The organism is Streptomyces sp. NPDC039465 (assembly GCF_055639315.1).
This window is the reverse complement of the sequence record NZ_JBVKAP010000001.1, coordinates 1,187,700-1,207,765: the sequence shown is the minus strand read 5'-3', so window position 1 is coordinate 1,207,765 and position 20,066 is coordinate 1,187,700. Positions and strand designations below refer to the sequence as shown.

The 20,066-nt window shown below is 72.8% G+C and carries 19 protein-coding genes, 1 tRNA gene and 3 pseudogenes; 9 read left to right on the top strand and 14 right to left on the bottom strand.

All coding sequences use genetic code 11. The annotated features are described in order from the left end of the window. Positions 1-29: 29 nt before the first annotated feature. From ACZ7LT_RS05375 to ACZ7LT_RS05355, 5 genes are all read right to left on the bottom strand, one after another. Entirely contained in the window at positions 30-383 is a 354-nt protein-coding gene (locus ACZ7LT_RS05375) for a hypothetical protein (protein WP_471234586.1), read from the bottom strand. A gap of 78 nt (positions 384-461) precedes the next feature. Next, positions 462-1,790 (bottom strand): AAA domain-containing protein, encoded by a 1,329-nt coding sequence (locus ACZ7LT_RS05370; protein WP_471234584.1) that lies wholly within the window; start codon positions 1,788-1,790, stop codon positions 462-464. Further along, a complete protein-coding gene (locus ACZ7LT_RS05365; protein WP_471234581.1) occupies positions 1,787-3,376 on the bottom strand; it encodes a hypothetical protein in 1,590 nt (529 codons plus the stop codon). The genes ACZ7LT_RS05370 and ACZ7LT_RS05365 overlap by 4 nt, the downstream gene beginning before the upstream one ends. Next, the gene (locus ACZ7LT_RS05360) at positions 3,367-4,533 is read right to left on the bottom strand and encodes a hypothetical protein (RefSeq protein WP_471234579.1); all 1,167 of its coding nucleotides are present in this window, start codon (positions 4,531-4,533) and stop codon (positions 3,367-3,369) included. The genes ACZ7LT_RS05365 and ACZ7LT_RS05360 overlap by 10 nt, the downstream gene beginning before the upstream one ends. Next, positions 4,427-5,359, bottom strand: a complete 933-nt coding sequence (locus ACZ7LT_RS05355; RefSeq protein WP_471234575.1) for a phosphatase PAP2 family protein — start codon at positions 5,357-5,359, stop codon at positions 4,427-4,429. Before ACZ7LT_RS05355 ends, ACZ7LT_RS05360 begins: the two co-directional genes overlap by 107 nt. A 145-nt stretch (positions 5,360-5,504) precedes the next feature. Between ACZ7LT_RS05355 and ACZ7LT_RS05350 the strand changes: the two genes are divergently transcribed. Then, positions 5,505-6,098, top strand: coding sequence for a histidine phosphatase family protein (locus tag ACZ7LT_RS05350; RefSeq protein ID WP_471234571.1), 594 nt, complete (start codon positions 5,505-5,507; stop codon positions 6,096-6,098). Positions 6,099-6,152: 54 nt separating this feature from the next. Here ACZ7LT_RS05350 and ACZ7LT_RS05345 read toward each other — a convergent pair whose 3' ends face one another. Then, positions 6,153-7,490 carry a tetratricopeptide repeat protein gene (locus ACZ7LT_RS05345; protein WP_471234567.1) on the bottom strand — a complete coding sequence of 446 codons (1,338 nt, stop codon included), beginning with the start codon at positions 7,488-7,490 and terminating at the stop codon, positions 6,153-6,155. Between the two features lie 236 nt (positions 7,491-7,726). Between ACZ7LT_RS05345 and ACZ7LT_RS05340 the strand changes: the two genes are divergently transcribed. Continuing rightward, the gene (locus ACZ7LT_RS05340; protein ID WP_471234562.1) at positions 7,727-8,185 is read left to right on the top strand and encodes a hypothetical protein; all 459 of its coding nucleotides are present in this window, start codon (positions 7,727-7,729) and stop codon (positions 8,183-8,185) included. 58 nt (positions 8,186-8,243) lie between these two features. Next, positions 8,244-9,110: a spermidine synthase gene (locus ACZ7LT_RS05335; RefSeq protein WP_471234559.1), complete on the top strand. Its 867-nt coding sequence runs from the start codon at positions 8,244-8,246 to the stop codon at positions 9,108-9,110. Positions 9,111-9,127: 17 nt separating this feature from the next. Here the strand turns inward: ACZ7LT_RS05335 and ACZ7LT_RS05330 are convergent, their stop codons facing one another. Continuing rightward, positions 9,128-9,685, bottom strand: a complete 558-nt coding sequence (locus ACZ7LT_RS05330) for a hypothetical protein (RefSeq protein ID WP_471234555.1) — start codon at positions 9,683-9,685, stop codon at positions 9,128-9,130. A 78-nt stretch (positions 9,686-9,763) separates the two neighbouring features. Between ACZ7LT_RS05330 and ACZ7LT_RS05325 the strand changes: the two genes are divergently transcribed. The 3 genes from ACZ7LT_RS05325 (at position 9,764) to ACZ7LT_RS05315 (ending at position 13,541) form a co-directional block, all read left to right on the top strand. Continuing rightward, positions 9,764-10,453 (top strand): response regulator transcription factor, encoded by a 690-nt coding sequence (locus ACZ7LT_RS05325; RefSeq protein ID WP_471234552.1) that lies wholly within the window; start codon positions 9,764-9,766, stop codon positions 10,451-10,453. Beyond that, positions 10,450-11,832: a sensor histidine kinase gene (locus tag ACZ7LT_RS05320; protein WP_471234547.1), complete on the top strand. Its 1,383-nt coding sequence runs from the start codon at positions 10,450-10,452 to the stop codon at positions 11,830-11,832. The genes ACZ7LT_RS05325 and ACZ7LT_RS05320 overlap by 4 nt, the downstream gene beginning before the upstream one ends. Positions 11,833-12,062: 230 nt before the next feature. Next, complete coding sequence (locus ACZ7LT_RS05315) at positions 12,063-13,541, top strand: glycoside hydrolase family 18 protein (RefSeq protein ID WP_471234544.1); 1,479 nt, start codon at positions 12,063-12,065, stop codon at positions 13,539-13,541. Positions 13,542-13,661: 120 nt separating this feature from the next. On the opposite strand, the gene ACZ7LT_RS05310 is transcribed toward ACZ7LT_RS05315, so the two are convergent. Both ACZ7LT_RS05310 and ACZ7LT_RS05305 read right to left on the bottom strand, forming a co-directional pair. Next, positions 13,662-14,411 (bottom strand): alpha/beta fold hydrolase, encoded by a 750-nt coding sequence (locus tag ACZ7LT_RS05310; protein ID WP_471234542.1) that lies wholly within the window; start codon positions 14,409-14,411, stop codon positions 13,662-13,664. 95 nt (positions 14,412-14,506) lie between these two features. Continuing rightward, positions 14,507-14,781, bottom strand: a pseudogene (locus ACZ7LT_RS05305) (beta-glucosidase); the annotation flags it as partial. An 18-nt stretch (positions 14,782-14,799) separates the two neighbouring features. On the opposite strand from ACZ7LT_RS05305, the pseudogene ACZ7LT_RS05300 reads away from it, so the two are divergent. Next, positions 14,800-15,255 (top strand): annotated as a pseudogene (locus tag ACZ7LT_RS05300) (LacI family DNA-binding transcriptional regulator); the annotation flags it as partial. Here ACZ7LT_RS05300 and ACZ7LT_RS05295 read toward each other — a convergent pair. From ACZ7LT_RS05295 to ACZ7LT_RS05275, 5 genes and pseudogenes are all read right to left on the bottom strand, one after another. After that, a pseudogene (locus tag ACZ7LT_RS05295) lies at positions 15,253-15,390 on the bottom strand (haloacid dehalogenase); the annotation flags it as partial. The pseudogenes ACZ7LT_RS05300 and ACZ7LT_RS05295 sit on opposite strands and share 3 nt — an antisense overlap. Positions 15,391-15,563: 173 nt before the next feature. Next, a tRNA-His gene (locus ACZ7LT_RS05290) sits at positions 15,564-15,636 on the bottom strand. A 126-nt stretch (positions 15,637-15,762) separates the two neighbouring features. Next, entirely contained in the window at positions 15,763-16,365 is a 603-nt protein-coding gene (gene orn, locus ACZ7LT_RS05285; RefSeq protein ID WP_471234539.1) for an oligoribonuclease, read from the bottom strand. A 75-nt stretch (positions 16,366-16,440) separates the two neighbouring features. Beyond that, positions 16,441-17,625: a helix-turn-helix domain-containing protein gene (locus ACZ7LT_RS05280; protein ID WP_471234536.1), complete on the bottom strand. Its 1,185-nt coding sequence runs from the start codon at positions 17,623-17,625 to the stop codon at positions 16,441-16,443. A gap of 377 nt (positions 17,626-18,002) precedes the next feature. After that, complete coding sequence (locus ACZ7LT_RS05275; protein WP_471234534.1) at positions 18,003-18,284, bottom strand: hypothetical protein; 282 nt, start codon at positions 18,282-18,284, stop codon at positions 18,003-18,005. Positions 18,285-18,678: 394 nt separating this feature from the next. Between ACZ7LT_RS05275 and ACZ7LT_RS05270 the strand changes: the two genes are divergently transcribed. Beyond that, positions 18,679-19,200, top strand: coding sequence for a universal stress protein (locus tag ACZ7LT_RS05270; protein ID WP_019886594.1), 522 nt, complete (start codon positions 18,679-18,681; stop codon positions 19,198-19,200). 260 nt (positions 19,201-19,460) lie between these two features. Beyond that, the gene (locus tag ACZ7LT_RS05265) at positions 19,461-20,024 is read left to right on the top strand and encodes a GPR1/FUN34/YaaH family transporter (protein ID WP_471234530.1); all 564 of its coding nucleotides are present in this window, start codon (positions 19,461-19,463) and stop codon (positions 20,022-20,024) included. The last annotated feature ends 42 nt before the right edge of the window (positions 20,025-20,066 follow it).

The window sequence follows — 20,066 nt, the reverse complement described above, 5'->3', positions numbered from 1 at the left end:
CGGCGCCGGCCCGGCTCGGACCTGCCCGCTCAGAAGTCGGAGACGCGACCGTTGTTCCGCAACAGGTCCTCGCCGAACTCGATCATCTTCCGGGCGTAGTCCTCGGTCCACTCCGCACGCTCGGCGATCTCCGCCGGGGTCAGCCGGTCGAACCGGCGCGGATCGCCCAGCTGGGCCGCGGCGATCGCCTGGAACTCGATCGCCCGGTCCGTCGCCGCCCGGAAGGCCAGCGTGAGCTCGGTGGCCCTGGCCAGCAGCTCCCGGGGATCCTCGATGGACTCCAGATCGAAGAAGTGCTCGGGGTCGGCGGCGGCCTCGGCAGGCTCGAAGATCAGCGGCGCGGGCTTGAGCCGTCGCTGCTCGCTCCGCTCGGGTTCCGCCATGTCCAGCCCCTCCTCGCGCGTGGTGGTCCGCGGTTTCGGACCACCCTCCATTCTCCCTTGCCCCGCAAGGGCGTCTCCTCAGGGCGCCCAGGCCACGCGGTGTTCCGCCAGATGCGAGAGCACCGCGTGGTTCGCCTCCCATCCGTCAGGGAACTTCACCGTCACGCCCAGCTGGACCGGCTCCGTCGAGGGGTGCTCGTCCAGGAGGTCCGCGACGCCCGCGCGGCAGACCACGATGCAGGCGTGCCGGTGCCTGGACGCCAGGACGCACAGGCGGCCCGTCTCCAGGTGGAACGCGGTCGCGTCCGGGCGGCCCGACAGGGGGTGCAGGACCACCGTCACGTCGTACTCCCGGCCCTGGAGCCGGTTCGCCGTGTCCACCGTCACGCCCGTCACGGCGAGCTCCGTCAGCGCCGCCCGGACCGCCGCCGCCTGGTCGCGGTGGGCGGTGCCGACCGCGATCCGGTCAGGGGTCAGCGGGACGGGAGCGTCCGACCGCTCGCTCACCGCGGCCCCGCCCCGGTCCAGCAGCCGCCGGACCACCAGCGCGACCGCCCGTACCGCCTCGGGGTCCGTACGGGGCGTGTGCCGGGCGGGCAGCTCCAGGAGGCCCCAGCCCGACTCCGCCGCCTCGTCCAGGACCCGGTCCGGGCCCGAGCCGTCCGACGCCACTCCGAAGGAGAGCCGCCGCTCGCCGGGGCCCGTACCGCTGCGGAAGGGTGTGTACGGATAGAACGCGTCGGAGACCAGCGGCGCCGCCGACGCCGGCAGCCGCCAGGACACCGGCAGCCGGTGCTGCGGCAGCTCCGGATTGTGCGCGAGCAGCGTGGAGACCGCGCTGGCCGACGGGTCGTAGGACAGCCCCGCCCACTGCTCGGCGCCCACCACCGAGAACGGGTCCAGCTGCCCGGGATCGCCCACGAACAGCGCCCGCTCGAACAGGCCCGCCACCGCGAGCAGCGCGTCCGAGCGCATTTGGTACGCCTCGTCCACGATCGCGTGCGCCCAGGGCTCGACGCTCTTCACATGCGCCCACTTCGCGGCCGTCGAGACCACCACCGGCAGCCCGGCAAGATCGCCCGCCTTCGACGACGTCCGTACCTGCTCCAGCTCGTCGAGCGCCTTGTCGTACGGATCCGAGTCGTTACTGTGCAGCCGCCCGACCTGGAGCTCCGGCTCCTTCTCCGCGAGCCGCAGCACGAGGTCGTCCACCTGCGCGTTGGTCTGGGCGACCACCATCAGGGGGCGCCCGGCGCCGGCCAGCTCGATCGCGGCCCGCACCACCAGCGTCGACTTGCCGGCGCCCGGTGGCGAGTCCACGACGACGCCCCGCGCCTGCCCGTGCAGGGTGTCGGCGAGGATGTTCCGGGTGGCCCGCGCCGCCTCCGCGGCGGGGTCGAAGCTCACAGCAGGTCCTCCGGGGTGACGGGATCAGGGGTTTCGGCGGTGTCGGAGTGCGGAGGCCCGCCGTGCGTCCACGGCGTCTCCTCGGGGTCGGGCAGCTTCGGGCCACCCCGCTGATCGTGCTCGAACAGCGTCCAGGCGATCCGCTCGCCCTTCTCCGGAACAGACCCCTCCGCCGGGTCCTTCGCCCGCCCCATCCGGTCGAGCACCCGCAGCACCAGCGAACCGTCCTCCTCCCACCGGACGAACTCCGCCGTCTGCGGCTTGCCGTCCAGCGAGCGAAAAACCTTCCCCCGCTCCGCCAGATGGGGCAGATCGTCCGTACGGACGGTCAGCAGCGGACGCGGCGAGGGGCGCTTCGACTCCGACCACGCCATCGTCACCTCCACCACCTCCGCCACGAACGCCTCACCGGAGAGCCGGCGCCCGGCGAGCACCAGCGGATCGTCCAGCGCCTCCTGCGCCTCCAGCTGGGCCTGCGCCGTCTCCCGCGCCGCCAGCTTCTGGGCCGCGGTCACCGCGTCGTCGCGGCGCGGCTGCGGCGGCTCACCCGCCCGCACCCGGTCCCGGTGTCCGGTGAACGACCAGCGGTCCCGGGTCCAGCGGTCGGCCACCCGCGCCCCGGCGGGCAGTCCCCGCAGCAGCTCCACCGACCGCCACACCGCGTCCCAGGTGGGCTTCATCTGCGCGAGGAGCAGCCGCCGGATCTCCCGCTCGGCCCCGTGCAGCTCGGCCAGCCGGGCGTCGGCGGCCTCGCCGTCCTCGGCCGCGGCCAGCTCCAGCCGCGCCCGGTCGTACCGCTCGATCGCGGGCGCCAGCACCCGGTTGTCGAACGCCGGGTCGGTCGCAGGACCGGCCGGCGGGCACAGCAACTGCCCCTCCCGGTCCCGCCCCAGCTCGGCCCGGAGCGCCGCCTCGGCCCCCGACTCTCCTTCCGGGGGATCGATCCAGGCCAGCAGCGCGCCCAGGTGCTGGTCCTCCAGCGAGGACTGGCCGGTCGCCCAGTGCCGGTTCAGCAGATCCGTCGCCGACAGCAGCAACGACGAGCCGGGCACCCTCGCCCGCTCCCCGAAGTGCGTCAGCCACCGCCCCAGCAGCGGCACCCGCGGCGGAGCCGGGTACGGCGTCTGCGGGTCCTGCTCGACGGTCCGCCGGAACCGCATCGACCGGCCCAGGAGCCGTACGTACTCGATGCCCGCCCGGCTCGGCACGATCAACTGCGGTGCGTCGGCGCACAGTTCGACCTCGACCTTGATCTTCTTGCCGGTCTCCGGGTCCGTCTCGGACTTCTCGGCGGCCTCCACCTCTTCGCCGAACCCGTCGACGTACGGCAGCACCGCCTCGGCCAGATCGGCGAGGAACGCGAACCGCAGATCCCGGTCGCGGGGCTGCGGCACGACCAGCAGCCGGGGCTCCCCGGGGTCCGTCCCGACCAGCGCCCCCAGCGGCGCCCCCGCCTCACCGGCCGTCGTCAGCGGTACGAACACCAGAGGGCGCGCCGACAGATGCCGGTGCCGGACGGTGGCCAGCGGCTGGGCGCGCCCGGACTCGACCGCCTCGAGCCGCGCCAGGGTGGAGATCAGCGACATACGGCCGCCTCCCGCTCGGCCAGGGCCCGCGCGCGCAGCGCCGCGGCCCGCCGCAGCGCCGCCACGGCCGGGTCGTCCGGATCGCCCGCCTCGCCGCGCGCCGCCGCGAGCACCGCGCCGACCGTCGTCAGACCACCCAGCTCGCCCCGGACCGACCGGCCGAGCGCCTCGACCGCGCCCGCCTCCCGCGCCCGCTCCCGGCAGTGGAAGGCCAACTCGCAGGCGGACAGGCACTCCGGGGCGTAGGCGTGCGGCACGGCGTCCACCGCTGCCCGCAACTCGTCCGCCGAGCAGGCCTCCACATCGAACGTCGTGCCCTGCGGCAGCGCGGCCGCGATCTCCTCGACCCGGGTCAGCCGCGCCAGCTGACGCCGGGTCACCGACAGCTGCTTGCGTACGTCGACGACCGAGGCCGTCGGCAGGTTGGAGAAGTCCTTGGGGCACACCAGCAGCACCGAGTGCGCCACGCGCGCGCCCTCCATCACCGCCGCTACCCGCTCCAGGGCCAGGACGTACACGGCGGCCTGGCGCGCCGCCGCCCCCACCTTCGAGGCGTCCGCCGCGCCGTCGATCATCGGGAACGACTTGATCTCAACGACCGTCCACCGCCCGTCGGGGTGCACGACCACCGCGTCCGGCTCCAGATACGCCGGTGAGCCCGCCACCTCCAGCGCCAGCATCGGATGGTCGAGCAGCGTCCACCCGCCGGCTTGGGTCGCCTCCCGCAGCGCCAGCGCCGTACGCGCCGCGCGGCCCGCGGGCCCGGCCGCCGCCAGCTCCGGCACGGACACCTCGCGCGGCTCCTCGGGGCCGAGCAGCCGCAGCAGCTCCCGGCCGCCGTCCGCCTTGACCCGGGCCTCGAAGGCGTGACCCCGCATGAACGCGAACTGGGACTGCCCGAACGCGGCCGGCGTACCGAGCGCGGCGGCCAGCGCCGTCTTGTCCACCCCGGCGCCGTCGAGGAGCGCCCGCCGCCGGCAGCCGGGGTTGGCGGCCAGCGCTGCGAGCGCCCGCGCGTCCAGCGGATGCGGCGCGGCGGGGCCGCGCAGCTCAGCGAGGCTTCCCCACGCCGGCCGCTGCGCCGGAGCCGGGGATGCCCCCTGCCGGAGTGTCGTCTGCGGAGCTGGGAGAGGTCCGCTGTCCAGGGATTCGCTCACCCGCGGAAGTCTCGCATCCGCCACTGACAATCGGGGACTTCACCGGCGCGGCCGCTCCGGTCAGCAGCTCCCTCACCCGGTCCGTCAGCCGCATCGCGGGCCTGGTCAGCACCAGTCCGAGCCCCATCACGGCGACCCCCGCCACCGCGTCCAGGAAGTAGTGGTTGGCCGTGCCCATGACGACGATCACGGTCAGCAGCGGGTAGGCCACCCCGAGGGCCTTCAGCAGCGGTGAGCGCCCGTACTTCCACAGCATCACCCCGCACCACAGCGCCCAGCCGACGTGGAGGCTGGGCATCGCCGCGTACTGGTTGGTCATGCCGCCCATGCCGCGCGGCGCGCTCGCCTCGCCGCCCCACCATCCGTACGCGCTGAACTGCGCCATGGTGTCGACGAAGCCGTGGTGGGCGTCCAGCAGCCGGGGCGGACAGGTCGGCAGCAGCGTGAAGCCGACCAGCCCGCAGAGCGTGGAGACCATCAGCCAGGTGCGGGCGGCCCGGTAGCGGACGGGGCGGCGGCGGAAGAGCCAGACCAGGATCGCCGGGGTGACGAGGTAGTGCAGCGACGCGTAGGCGAAGTCGGCGGGTATGCCGATCGCCGGGGTGCTTGTGAAGAGACGATTCAGCGGATGCTCGGCGTTGAGGTGGAGGCCCTGCTCGAGACGCAGGATCGCCAGACCGTTGTCCACGGCCGTGGACACATCGCCACGGGCCAGCAGCCGGCCGCAGGAGTACGCGACGTACACCACGGCGATCAGGGCGAGCTCAGTCCACCAGCGCGGCCGCGGCCGCCCGGGTCCTGGAGCGGTGGCAGCAGGCTGTGGCATCCGGGCGTTCCCCCACATGTGACGCTGGTGATGACTGGCCCCTAGTGGGACGCGGATATCGCCGTGTGGGTTGCCCGTCGTCGCCCGGAGTTCACGTACGAGATGATGAGCGGGCACCGACTGTGAACCTTCAGGGAGAGCCTCCATGGCACCGCGCATCCTGCTCGCCCGGCACGGCCAGACCGAATGGTCGCTCCTCGGCCGGCACACCGGCAGGACCGACATCCACCTCCTCGACGAGGGCCGCCGCGGCGCCAAGCTCCTCGGCGAGCGGCTGCACCGTGCACCCTGGAACGGCCTCGCCGACGTCGAGATCCGCACCAGCCCCCTCTCACGCGCGCGTGAGACCTGCGAACTGGCCGGATTCGGCGACCGCGCCCAGGAGTGGGACACCCTCATGGAGTGGGACTACGGCGCCTACGAAGGCATGACCCCCGCCGAGATCCACGCGATCCGCCCCGGCTGGGTGATCTGGCGCGACGGCGTGCCCGAGGGCGAGACCCACGCCGAGCTGTCCGCCCGCGCGGACGAGGTCGTCGAATGGGCCCGCTCGGCCGACCGTGACGTCCTCGTCTTCGCCCACGGCCACATCCTCCGCTCGATCGGTGCCCGTTGGCTCGGCGAGGACGTCTCCTTCGGGGCCCGGATCTACCTGAGTCCGACGAGCCTGTCGGTCCTGGGCTGGGCCTATGGCGCCCCGGCGATCCAGCGCTGGAACGACACCGGCCACCTGGACTAGCCGCGCCGGCCGGGCCCAGCGGAACGTTTGCGCTGGGCGATCACCGGCGGCCGGTCAGACGTACGCGCCCCGGCGGGCCAGCAGCTCCGGCACGCCCGAGGCGTCGCGGCGGGCGGAGAGCACCTCGGCGGTCTGCGCCAGCAGGCGGCGGATGCGGTTCGACTGGACGTCGTCGAGGACGTCCAGGACCTGCAGGGCCGCCTCCGCGGCCTCCTCGGGGCGCCCGCCGCGGGCCAGATCCGCGGCCAGCTGCGCCCGGTACAGCGCGAGGTTCCGCGCGAAGTGCGGACTCTGCAGGACCGTCGCCCGGTGCGCGTGCCGCGCAGCGCGCCCCCACTCACCCAGGGTCGACCAGCACTGCGCCTCCAGCGCCTCCAGCTCCGGTTCGCCGAAGAAGGACATCCACTCCGGATCCGTGTCCGAGGGGCCCTGGCCGAACAGACTGTGCGCCCGCCCCAACGCCTGCCCGCAGCCGCCGCGGTCGCCGAGCCCCGCCCACGCCCCGGCCTCCCGCAGGGCCAGCAGCGACCGCAGCCGGGCGGACGGCACATGCCGCGCGGCCCGCTGCCCCGCCTGCGCCGCGCGGACCGCCTCCCGGAACCGGCCCGCGTCCCTGGCCAGGAACGACGTGTTGCAGAAAGCATGCGCCTCAAGGGCCGGATCACCCGCCACGCGCGCGGTGGCCAGTGCCTCCGCGTAGTGCGAGCGGGCATCGTCCAGCCGCCCCGAGTCATGAGCCAGCCAGCCCACGGAGATGGCCAGTTCACCCGCGCCCGTGTGCAGCCGGTCGGCGGTCGAGCCGCGCGCCGTGGTGCCCGCGTCCAGCAGCGCGTACGCGGCCCGCAGCGGCTCGGCCGCCCTGCGGTAAAGACCGTCCGCGCCATGCCGGTCGTCGAGCAACCGGATCTGCCGTACAGCCTCCTCCACCGCGCTCACCTCCGCCTCGCCGATCCGCCGCTGGCTCGGGATCTGCGGCAAGGCCTGGGCCGGGACGGACCCGAGCCCCAGCGAGACGGCTGCCACCGTGGCGCCACCGCTCGTCATGAATGCGCGACGCAGCACGTCGCTCTCCTCATCGTTCTGGATCAAAGTGGGTGGCGCGGGCGCACCGGTCGTGGTGCGCGCACTGCGTCCGCGTACGGTCTCCCGCGCCGAGAAGCCCAGGTCCGCGAGGGTCAGACCGGGGAACATATGCAGGAACACCCGCTCGTACGCGTAGTTGGGGCAGCGGATCTCGCCCGCCTCCACCCGCCCGACGTACCGGGCGTCACAGGCCACCTGCTCACCGATCTCCCGGGCGGCCCTGCGGACCAGGGCGGCGAACTCCCCCGGTGAGTGCTGCCCGCGCAGCCTGCGGAAGGCGTGATTGGGAACTGCCCGTGACATCGCCATGGCCGAGCCCTCTCGTGTGCTGCCGTCGTTCCGGCGGGGATGAACGTACCTGCTGTGACCAGGTGCTCACGCAGTGTTTGGCTACAAACGGGATATCTCACCCCCGATCTGCCATGAACTGCCATCCTTTGCGGCGGCGTGCCGCCGTAGCCGTTGACGCGCGAGGGCGTTGAACCATGCGGAGAGACGGAACGTGTCTCCACTGGCGAGGAGGGGACCCCTTGTTGGAGGTCGGCATGGAGACCAGCCCGCGGACCGAGGGCGGATCGCGTACGACGGCGCAGCACTGGCCCACCCCGGACGCCAGCGCCCCTCCCGGAGAGGCCCTCGACGGTGTCGTGGTCCCCTGCGACCTGGTGACCGTGCCCGCCCGGCAGGGCCTGGAGGCCGTCGACATCCTCCGCCGCGGCGGCGCCCCCGCCGTCGGACCGGTCCTCCACGACGGCACCAGCGACACCCTCGGCTTTCTGGTGCCGCCCGGCACGGCCGAGGGCTGGGACATGCCCGGCAGTGCCTGCACCCAGACCTCGGGGCGCGGCCTGCGGATCCCCGGGGTGCACCCCGAGCCCCCGGTCTCCGGCACGGGCTGGCTCCTGCCGCCCGACGACACCGGCCCGGTCACCGACCCGGTCGTCCTGCGCGAGGCCCTGGGGGAGGCGGCCCGCATGATCGAGGCCGCCGACAACTGCCGCTGACCGACGCCCGCAGACGCCGCCCGGCGCCGGCCGATGGGCGCTGACCGATAATGGGCGGGTGGCAAGGAACAAGCAGCGTGCACGGGCGACGGCCGTGGCGGCGGTGGTCGAGACCGTGGACGGCGGGCTCGCGGAGCTCATACCCGACCGGGAGCGGGCCCGCGGCTGGACCCTGCTGATAGACGGCGCCCCGCAGTCCCACGTCGACCTGGACGACCCGGCCCATCTGGACTTCGCCTACCAGCGCCGGCTCGGCCACATCGCCGACCTCGTCGCACCCGCCGGGCGCCCCCTGCACGTCGTGCACCTCGGCGGTGGGGCCTTCACCCTCGCCCGCTACATTGCGGCCACCCGCCCCCGCTCCACCCAGCAGATCGTCGAGGTGGACGCGCCCCTGGTCCAGCTGGTCCGCCGGGAACTGCCGCTGGACTCCGCCGCCCGCGTCCGGGTCCGCTCGGGCGACGCCCGGGACGGCCTCGGCCGGATCCCGGACGGCTGGGCGGACCTGATCATCGCGGATGTTTTCAGCGGGGCCCGTACCCCGGCCCACCTGACCAGTACGGAATTCCTCGCCGAGGTCCGCCGTGTGCTGGCGCCCGGCGGCCACTACGCCGCGAACCTCGCCGACGGACCGCCGCTGGCCCATCTGCGGGGCCAGATCGCCACCGCGGCCACCGTCTTCCCCGAACTCGCCCTCGCCGCCGACCCGGCGGTGCTGCGCGGCCGGCGCTTCGGCAACGCGGTCCTGCTCGCCTCCGAGCTGCCGCTGCCCGTGGCCGAACTGACCCGCCGGGTCGCGAGCGACCCGCACGCGGGCCGGGTCGAAGACGGCCGGGAGCTGAAGGACTTCACGGGCGGCGCGGCCGTCGTCACCGACGCGAGCGCCAAGCCCTCGCCCGTACCGCCCCCGTCAGCCTTCGGCTGACCTGGCCGGACCGGCCGTCAGCGCTCGTCGATCTCGACCCGTGGCGCGGTGTCGTGCCAGACGCAGAACACCGAGATCTCCCGGCCGCCCTGCGTGAAGGTCACCCGGATCCACGTCGGCTGCTTCCACAGCTGCATCTGCCAGCCGGAGGCGGGCGTCGCCGAGACCAGTTCGGCCGAGTCGGGGCCGATGTCGAAGACGACCTGGCCGCCCGCGACGGAGTAGCTCTTGACCTTGCCCTGGTGGGACGGCGGTGTCGCCGAGGTGCCACGGGAGGCGGAGGGCGTGCGGGACGGTGACGGCTCGCGGCTGGGGGCCGGAGCGGTCTCGGGCGAGCCGGAGGGTGACGCCGGGGCCGAGGACGCGGGGGCCTGAGGTCGGTCCGGGGTGGCGGACGAGGAGCCGCCGGTGGCCGGGACGAGCGGGGTGTCCGCCGTGATGGGGAGTGCGCGCGGAGGGTCGTACGCGGTGCCGGACATCACCGTGTGCACACCCCACCACGACAGCGTGACCGCCGCGCCCGTGGCGAGCGACCACGCCAAGACGTGAACAAGTCCTCTACGCATCCGGGCCATACTGCACCACCCTTCACAGTGGTGACCCAGGGGGTTCCCAGGGCCGTGCCGTCCCCCGAATGGCGTACGGTGCCGCCCATGGCAAGTGTGCTCGTGGTCGAGGACGACCAGTTCGTGCGCTCCGCCCTCATCCGGCACCTGACCGAGGCCTCCCACACCGTACGGAGCGTCGGCACGGCCCTCGAGGCGCTGCGCGAAGTGGCCCATTTCCGCTTCGACGTGGTCATTCTCGACCTCGGACTGCCCGATCTGGACGGGTCCGAGGCGCTCAAGATGCTGCGCGGCATCACCGACGTGCCGGTGATCATCGCGACGGCCCGGGACGACGAGACGGAGATCGTGCGGCTCCTCAACGACGGCGCCGACGACTACCTCACCAAGCCGTTCTCCGTGGAGCACCTCTCCGCGCGGATGGCGGCCGTGCTGCGGCGCTCCCGCGCGAGCAGCGGGGACGCGCCGCCGTCGCGGGTCATCCAGGTCGGCGGACTCTCCATCGACCCGCTGCGGCGCCAGGCCGAGCTGGACGGCGTCCAGCTGGACCTCACCCGCCGGGAGTTCGACCTGCTCGCCTTCCTGGCCGGCCGGCCCGGTGTGGTCGTCTCCCGCAAGGAGCTGCTCGCCGAGGTCTGGCAGCAGGCGTACGGCGACGACCAGACCATCGACGTCCACCTGTCCTGGTTGCGCCGGAAATTGGGGGAGACGGCCGCCAAACCCCGCTATCTGCACACCCTGCGGGGTGTCGGAGTGAAGCTGGAGCCGCCGCGATGAGGTGGGCTCTCGTGAAGGTGTCCCTCGCCGTCACCGTGATGGTCGTGGTCGCCTTCGCCGTGCCGCTGGGCCTCGTCATCAAGGAGATGGCCCGCGACCGGGCGTTCTCCAACGCCGAGCGGCAGGCCGCCGCCATCGGGCCCAGCCTCTCCATCACCACCGACCGCGACCAGCTGGACCGGGCCGTCGCCTCCACCCAGGCGGGGGCCGCGGGCCGGATGGCCGTCCACATCCCGGCCGCCGAAGGGGCAGGCGGCCGGGCGCTCGAGATCGGCAACGGCCGGGCCGCGGCCAAGGACCTGGACACCGTACGGGCCACCCCCCGCGCCTCCATCACCGATGTCGAGGGCGGCTCCGCGCTGCTCCAGCCGATCGCGCTGAGCAGCGGCCAGATCGCCATCGTCGAGGTCTTCGTACCGGAGGGCGAGGTCTCCAACGGCGTCGCCACCGCCTGGCTGGTCCTCTCCGGCGTGGGCGCCGCCCTGATCGTCGGCTCGGTCGCGGTCGCCGACCGGCTTGGCGTACGGATGGTGCGGCCCGCCCAGCGGCTCGCGCGGGCCGCCCATGACCTGGGCGAGGGCAAGCTCGGCGCACGGGTGCCCGAGGAGGGCCCGCCCGAACTGCGGTCGGCCGCCGTCGCCTTCAACGCGATGGCCGACCAGGTCGTCCAGCTCCTCGCCAACGAGCGGGAGCTCGCCGCCGACCTCTCGCACCGGCTGCGCACCCCGCTGACCGTGCTGCGCCTCAACGCCGCCTCGCTCGGTGAGGGGCCGGCCGCCGACCAGACCCGGGCGGCGGTCGAGCAGCTGGAGCGCGAGGTCGACACGATCATCCGTACGGCCCGGGAGGCGAAGCCGCAGACCCAGGCGGCCGGGCCCGGGGCGGGCTGTGACGCCTCCGAGGTCGTACGGGAACGGATGGACTTCTGGTCGGCGCTGGCCGAGGACGAGGGCCGGAAGGTGCGGGTCGCGGGCATCGACCGGCCCGTACGCATCCCGGTCGCCCGGCCCGAACTGGTCGCCGCTCTCGACGCGTTGCTCGGCAACGTCTTCCGCCATACGCCCGAGGGCACCGCCTTCTCCGTCGACGTGCACAACGGCGACGACGCCGTCATCGTCCTCGTCTCGGACGCGGGGCCCGGCATCGCGGACCCGGCGGCTGCGCTGGCCCGGGGCAACAGCGGCGCGCGGGACGGGTCCACGGGGCTCGGCCTGGACATCGTGCGCCGGGTCGCGGAGTCGACCGGCGGGGACGTACGGATCGGGCACTCGGTGCTCGGCGGTACGGAGGTCCGGATCTGGATCGGGCTCGACGGGCGGCGGTCCGGTATGGGGGAAGGGCGGCGTGGGCACCGGGTGGGACGGCGTAAGCGGGGCTGAGGGCTTCGGACCCGACGATCGGCCCCGATCGGCCCCCGGCTCGGAGGAATCAGAGGAATCGGAGGCCTCGGAGGTCTGAACCTTTAGCCGTCCCGATGGCTTCCTTAAGCGGACCCTAAGCTTCCCAACGCCCGCCCCGTTCAGTGTCTTTGTCCGTTTCGGGCCCGCTAGCGTGCTGCCGCACCCCCACCCCCCGTAACGCAGCACAGGCAGCAGAGGCAGGCACGCGAATGGGCACCAGTGCGCACCGGCGCAAGGCGAGCGGCAGGACGAAGGCGGTCGGCGCGGTCGTGGCGGCCGCGGTGATCGGCGGCGCGGCGTTCGCGTTCGGCGGCACCGCGCAGGCCGCCGCGGTCGGCGCCATCTACACCAAGACCAGCTCGTGGACCGGCGGCTACACCGGCCAGTACGTCGTGACGAACAAGACGGACAAGGCCCAGTCGGACTGGACGCTGGAGTTCGACCTGCCCGCCGGGACGACCATCGGCTCCCTGTGGAACGGCGAGCACACCGTCTCCGGGCGGCACGTCACGGTCAAGCCCGCGAGCTGGAACAAGCAACTGGCGCCCGGCGCCTCGGTCACCGTCGGGTTCGTGACCTCCGCGAGCGGCGCGGCCGGCGACCCGACCGGCTGCCTCATCAACAAGGCCACCTGCTCGGCCGACGCGGGCGCGACGCCGCAGCCCAGCGGCCGTCCCACGCAGCCGCCGTCGCCGTCCCCGACCTCGGCCCCCACCGGCACGCCGACGGTCAAGCCGACGGTCAAGCCGACCCCGACCGCCACCGTCACACCCACCACGCCCCCGCCGTCCTCCGGCGCCGCGCGGTACGCCCCGTACATCGACACCTCGCTGTACCCCGCGTACGACATGGTCGCCACCGCCGACGCCACGGGCGTCAAGGAGTTCAACCTCGCCTTCATCACCTCCGGCGGCGCCTGTGCCCCGCTGTGGGGCGGGGTCACCGACCTCGCGAGCGACAAGGTTGCCGCGCAGATCGGCGCCCTGCGGGCCAAGGGCGGGGACGTACGGGTCTCCTTCGGCGGCGCGGCCGGGCACGAGCTGGCGCTGAACTGCGCGTCCGCCGGTGAGCTGGCCAAGGCGTACGGCAAGGTCGTCGACGAGTACAAGCTCACCAAGGTGGACTTCGACATCGAGGGCGCGGCCCTGCCGGACACCGCCGCCAACACCCGCCGCGCCCAGGCGATCGCACAGCTCCAGAAGTCCCACCCGGGGCTGAACATCTCCTTCACCCTGCCGGTGATGCCCGAGGGCCTGACCCAGCCGGGCGTGGACCTGCTCGCCGACGCCAGGAAGAACGGCGTCCGGATCGACGCCGTCAACATCATGGCGATGGACTACGGACCGGCGTACAGCGGCGACATGGGGACGTACGCCATCCAGGCCGCGACCGCCACGCAGGCGCAGATCAAGGGCGTGCTCGGGCTGTCGGACGCAGCCGCCTGGAAGGCCGTGGCCGTCACCCCGATGATCGGTGTCAACGACGTCACGACCGAGATCTTCAAGGTCGAGGACGCGACCCAGCTGGTGGAGTTCGCCCGGCAGAAGGGGCTCGGCTGGCTGTCGATGTGGTCCTCCACCCGCGACAAGCAGTGCGCCGCGGGCGCGGTGAACCACGCCGACCCCACGTGCAGTTCCATCCTCCAGCAGCCGCTGGCCTTCACCAAGGCGTTCGCCGCCTACAAGTAGGGCCGTCTACAAGGAGGGCCGCCGGCAAGGAGGCCGGCACCTGAACCGCAGTGCCCCCCACCCGCATGCCCCGGCCGGGCTTCCCCTCTCCGGCCGGGGCATGCTCCTGTCGGCTCCAGGTCAGGCCGCCACCTCGTCGAGGAAGGTGGTGATGAGCTCGGCCCAGGCGTCCGGGGTCTCGGCGAAGGGCAGGTGGCCGGTGGCCAGTTCGGCCACGCGCGCGTGGGGGAGCCGGGCGGTCAGGTCACGCTGGAGGTGCGGCGGGATGAGCCGGTCCTCGGTCGTGGTGATCACGAGCGTGGGCAGGTCGAGCCCGGCCAGGTCCGCGCGTATGTCGGCCCGGGCCACCAGGTCGGCGTGGTCGGCGCTGCCGGGCGGCGCGGTCTCGCCGGTCGCCCGGGCGGCGGCCGTCAGCTCCTCGTCGGACAGGGCGTTCAGGGCGCCAGGGCTGAGGCAGAGCGGGAGCATCAGGCGGCCCAGGAGCTCGTACTGCCCGGTGGCGTGCAGCTCCCGCCACAGGATGGCGTTCTGACGCGTGGCGTGGTCGACGTGGGCGAAGCCCGCGGTGAGGACGAGCGCGGTGACCCGTCCGGGGTGGCGGGTGGCGGCGCGGACGGCGACGGCGGTGCCGAGGGAGTAGCCGCTGAGCGCGAACCGGTCGAGGCCGGCCGCGTCCGCGGCGGAGACCAACTGGTCTGCCAGGTCGTCCAGTTCGAGCGGCGAGTCGGAGCGGGGTGTGTCTCCGGCGCCTGGGTAGTCGACGCCGAGGACGCGGCGGCCGGCGGAGAGCGCGTCGAGGACCGGTCCGTAGTTCGCGGCGATGCCGCCGCCCGCGCCGTGGGCGAGCAGGAGGGCGGGTGCGGTGGTCATGGATTCCCCCGAGATTCTGTAGTGGGCGTTACGGAACGACGGTACCAGATTCTCTAACGTCCACTACAGAAATAACGGGGATCGGATCCGCCGGATCACTTCGCGGGCGGCTCGGGCAGCACCCCCGTACGGGCCAGCCGGGCGTACCAGCCCGCGCTGGACTTGATGGTGCGGGCCTGGGTCGGGTAGTCGACATGAATGTGCCGTCCGCGGCCGGCTTGTCGGGGTACGCGGCGCCGTTCTCGGTGATCATCAGCGGCCGGCCCGGCGCCTCCCGGGTGTGGCGCAGCAGCAGCTCGTGCAGCCCGCTCGGGTCGACGGCCCAGCCCATGTCCGTGACGTCGCCGGGAGGTTGGTGGAAGGCGGTGTCAACCCTCTACGTTGACGGATGGCGGCGAGCGGTCGGCGGACCGGCAGGCCCACGTGGGAGGAGGTCGCGGCCCGGGCGGGCGTGGGCCGCGGCACGGTGTCGCGGGTGGTCAACGGCTCCCCGCGAGTGAGCGAGCGGGCCGGGGCCGCGGTCGAGCGGGCCGTCGCCGAGCTGGGGTACGTCCCCGACCGCGCGGCCCGCGCCCTGGCCGGCAGCCGCACCGACGCCATCGCGCTGGCCGTCCCCGAGACCGAGGCCCGGCTCTTCGCGGAGCCGTACTTCCTCGACATCATCCGCGGCGTCGCCGCGGAACTGGCCGACGCCGACAAGCAGTTGCTGCTCACCCTGATCCGCTCGGAGAAGGAGCCCCGCCGGTTCGGCCAGTACCTCGCCGCGCACCGCGTCGACGGCGTCCTGCTGGTCTCCGTCCACCAGGACGACCCGCTGCCCGACCTGGTTCGCGAGCTGGGCCTGGCCCTGGGTGATCACAGCGCCGAACATGGCGGCGAAGGTGTGGCGGGGGACGCCCAGCCAGTCGGCCTAGGTGCCGTACTCGCGCGTCTCGTCTACCAGGCACTCACCCACGTCGAAGACCACAGCTCGAATCATGCGGCGATCCTACGGACCAGGCTGTTGAACGTCAGGGTCTTGGCTGTGGCTGGTGCACGCCATGGCTGAATGCTGCCACGCGAGGGGCAGGTCGCCGGTGGCCGTGGTTTGGCCAAGCAGAAACAGATCAAGGGCTGACTCGCGTTTCCGCAGGTCAGCCCTTGATCATCTAGGGTGAGTAACGGGACTCGAACCCGCGACATCCTGGACCACAACCAGGTGCTCTACCAGCTGAGCTATACCCACCACGACCGGCGGTTTCCCCGAAGGTTTTCCCGACCGGCCGAGAAAAAGTGTACAGGGTCCGAGAGGGTGCTCGCGCCCGCATTGGCGCGGGGCCTGCGCGGGCGCGAGCGGGGCCTCATGTGGAGGTCACTCCGCGGCCAGGACGTGCTTGGCCGCGATGGCCTTCGCGGTGTCCGAGTCCGGGCCGGGCTGGGGGACGAAGATCGCCTCCCGGTAGTAGCGGAGCTCGGCGATGGACTCGCGGATGTCGGCGAGCGCCCGGTGGTTGCCGTTCTTCTCCGGACTGTTGAAATACGCCCTCGGGTACCAGCGGCGGGCCAGCTCCTTGACCGAGGAGACATCGACGATCCGGTAGTGGAGGTACATCTCCAGGGCCGACATGTCACGCGCGAGGAAGCCGCGGTCGGTGGAGACCGAGTTCCCGCACAGCGGCGCCCGGCCGGGCTCCTTGACGTGCTCGCGTACGTACGCGAGCACCTGGGCTTCGGCATCGGCGAGGGTGGTGCCGTTCGCGAGCTCGTCGAGGAGCCCGGAGGCGGTGTGCATCTGGCGCACCACGTCGGGCATCGTCTCCAGGGCTCGCTCGGGCGGGCGGATCACGATGTCCACCCCTTCGCCGAGCACGTTCAGTTCCGAGTCGGTGACCAGTGCGGCCACCTCGATGAGTGCGTCGTCCGTCAGCGAGAGCCCGGTCATCTCGCAGTCGATCCACACCATGCGATCGTTCATGCGTCCTACCTTAGGCCGACCGGCGACCGGGGGCGTCGCCCCGATCGCCGGTCGGATCACTGGTGCCGGTGCTCGCTAGGGCGCGCCGCGCTGGCCGGGGAACCCGGCCCGTCCCGAGGCGTACGCCTCCGGGTGCGGCTTGCCCAGCTCCAGCGGGGCTCCCGCGCCCGCCGGCGCACGCCGCGCCATCGACGACACCTGGGGCGGGATGACCGGCTCGCTGAGCACGGCCACGGCCGGTTCGCCCTGCGGGCGGCGGGCCCGGTAGGCGGCCCGGTACGCCGCCGGGGACGAGCCCAGCTGGCGCCGGAAGTGCCCGCGCAGGGCGACCGGGGAGCGGAACCCGCAGCGGCCGGCGACCTCGTCGACGGAGTAGTCGGAGGTCTCCAGCAGGCGCTGGGCCTGCAGCACCCGCTGGGTGATCAGCCACTGGAGCGGCGCGGACCCCGTCAGCGAGCGGAAACGTCGGTCGAACGTCCGTCGTGACATGTACGCGCGCGCTGCCAGGGTCTCCACGTCGAACTGCTCGTGGAGGTGCTCCAGCGCCCAGGCGACGACCTCGGCGAGCGGGTCGGCGCCGATCTCCTCCGGTAAAGATCGATCGAGATAGCGCTCCTGACCGCCACTGCGCCGCGGCGGGACGACCAGCCGGCGCGCCAGGGCGCCCGCGGCCTCCGTGCCGTGGTCGGTCCGCACGATGTGCAGACAGAGATCGATTCCGGCCGCGGTGCCGGCGGAGGTCAGTACGTCACCGTCGTCGACGAAGAGCTCCCGCGGGTCCACATGGACCGACGGATAGCGCTTGGCGAGCGTCGGCGCGTACATCCAGTGGGTGGTCGCCGGGCGGCCGTCGAGCAGACCGGCGGCGGCGAGTACGAACGCCCCGGTGCACAGCCCGACGATCCGGGCGCCCTCCTCATGGGCCCGGCGCAGCGCGTCGAGCGCCTCCGGCGGTGGCGGTGAGGTGATCGACCGCCACGCCGGCACGACGACGGTGCCGGCCCTGCCTATGGCCTCCAGGCCGTACGGCGCGGTGAGTTCGAGCCCCCCTGTGGTCCGCAGTGGGCCCTCTTCACCGGCGCACACCAGCAGCCGGTAGCGCGGAACTCCCGCGTCCTGTCGGTCGATTCCGAACACCGAGAGCGGAATGGAGCTCTCGAAGATGGGGCCACCGCTGAACAGCAGCACTGCGACGACTTCGCGACGGCGGCGCCCGGACAATTTACGGGCTGCCTCCGGTGCGGCGGAGTCTTGGCTCATGACGCTAAGCCCCCCTCGGTGTTCGCGTCTCCCTGGTCCTGTCGCTCCTGCACGTTTCCCCTCGGTTTTGCACGAGACCCCAGTCTTCGATACCCATGATCGAATCTACTGCGTCCTATGGCGCCGGCGTGACAAGTTCTGCATCCGGCACATTGTCGACAAGGCAACTTGGCGCGAAGCATTCGATCACGAAGCGTTCCACTCGCGGGGCGCCCAGGGAAGTGGGCGTTTCGTGCATGGCCCGTCCCCGTAGGGTGCAAAACCGCGCGCCGAGGCTTTCTTGCCTGGTGACACGGGGGTTGACAGGGCATATCGGCAAGGACTCGCCGATGGCGGGAAGTTGGCTGAAAATATATGGGTCCGTGTGTGCGAGCACATCAGTCCCGGACCGTACGGCAGTGCCTGCCGCGGGGGCCGGCGGCCTCCTCGGCGCGCAGCCGGGCCGCGCCCCGCTCGGAGCGGCGCAGCAGGACCCGGCAGGCGGCGGTGACGGCGGCGAGGCCGAGCGCGGTCACCGCCGCGCCGCCGACCGAGGTGCCGTAGACGACGAGGACGACCGGGACCACCCCGCAGCTGAAGGCGGCCCAGCGCACGACATCGCCCGCCGACTCGGACGCGGCGTACGCGGACGGGGGGCGGGCGGTCGATGATGCGGGCATGGAACGGCTCCTTCGCAACGGCGCGCGCATGGGTGCATGGACCCATGGGCAACGAGGGGCGAAACGTTCCGGTCACTGGCCTCTGAGGCCTTTGGCCAAGGGTGGGAGGAATGTCGGGGATTTTCAGCTTCTCGGTACCGTACCCGGGTCGGGGACCCGTGGGGCCACCCGTGAGGGGCCCTTATCGACCCGTACGGACGCCTGTAGGGCGCAACCGGCATTGCCAAGCGGGACGGGCTCGTGCATGCTCCCTTGAACGCCCTGTGCGGGCGAGGAGTGGCGCCGTACCCTTGGGGGTATGGGGTTGGGAAGATGATTCCCGGACACAGCTCCGCCGCTCGTCGTTCCTTGTTCCTTCGTTCCCTCCCACGAGGACCTCTTCGCCGAGACACCGATGGCCGGTCACGAATTCCACGAACCCGCGGACCGCAAGCAGGTCGCCGACTCCACGGTCGACCCCCTCGCGGCGGAACAGACACGTCACCCCTGCGACCCCGCCTTCATGCACGGGGTGGTCGTCGGCTTCGACGGCTCGACCTCCAGTGAGCGCGCGCTGGCCTACGCCATCGGCATGGCCCGCCGGTCCGGCTCGGGCCTGATCATCGTGCACGTGGCCAACCGGCTGCCCACCACGGTCTGGGCCGGGTGCGAGCCGCCGGTCTTCGTCGACGTACCCGATCACCGCACCGAGGTGCTCGGCCTCGAACTGGCCTGCGCCGACTATCTCTCCGAGGTGCCCTGGATCCTCGTCGAGCGCGGCGGGGACATCTGCCATGAGCTGGAGGAAGTCGGCCGGGAGTACTCCGCCGACGCGATCGTGGTGGGCTCCACGCACGGCATCGTCGGCCGGATCTTCGGCTCGGTGGCCGGGCGGCTCGCCAAGCGGGCCAAGCGGCCCGTCGTCGTCATTCCGTAGCGCTCCCGACCGGCGTCCCGAAGCCTTCCGCGACGCTCCTCCGCGGCGCTCTTCCGCGACCCCCTCGTAGCCCCTTCGTAGCCCTTCCGTTGTCCGTCCCGGGTTTGGGATCCGGCGGGCGACGCATCGTCATATCCCTTGACCCGCCAGGAAATTGACCTGCTGAAACAGGTGGATTGTGCGCTTGTGAAGGGTACATAAAGGTCGCTGGAAGCAGCACCACCTGAAGCGGCACCACTTGCAGATGAAGGGAGCCCGCCGTGGACAAAGACGTCTCTGCGGGGAGCACCACCTCCACCCTCGGCCCACTCGCACTCGGACTGACACTGCTGGCGTTCGGCATCGGCGGCACCGGTGTCCTCGACGGCGTCGGCGCCGGGGACGCGGCGGCCCTCGCGACCTGGGTCGGCGGGGTCGCGCTGTTCATAGCCGGACTCCTGGAGTTCCGCGCGGGCAACGGCGGCTCGGGCACGGCCTTCGCCGGTCTCGGCGCCTTCTGGTTCACCTGGGGCACGTCCGCCGGTACGGAGGCCTCGGCCCACGCGACCGGGCTGTTCCTGCTGCTGTGGGCGATGCTCGCGCTCACGCTGACGGCCGCCTCCAAGGGCAGCGGACTGTTCGGACAGGGCGTGTACGGGCTGCTGTTCGTCTCGCTGCTGCTCGACGGCGTCGGGTCCCTCGCCGAGAACGGCGGACTGGCCAAGGCGGGCGGCTGGGTCGCCGCCGTGGCGGGCCTCGCGGCCTGGTACGGCGCGACGGCGGCGGTCGCCAAGTGGCCGACGTCCCTGAGCCGGGCCGGCCGGGGAGCGGCGGCCACGGGCTGACCGGACGCCGTCCGGGGAAACCACAGAGGCCGGCGCGATTGG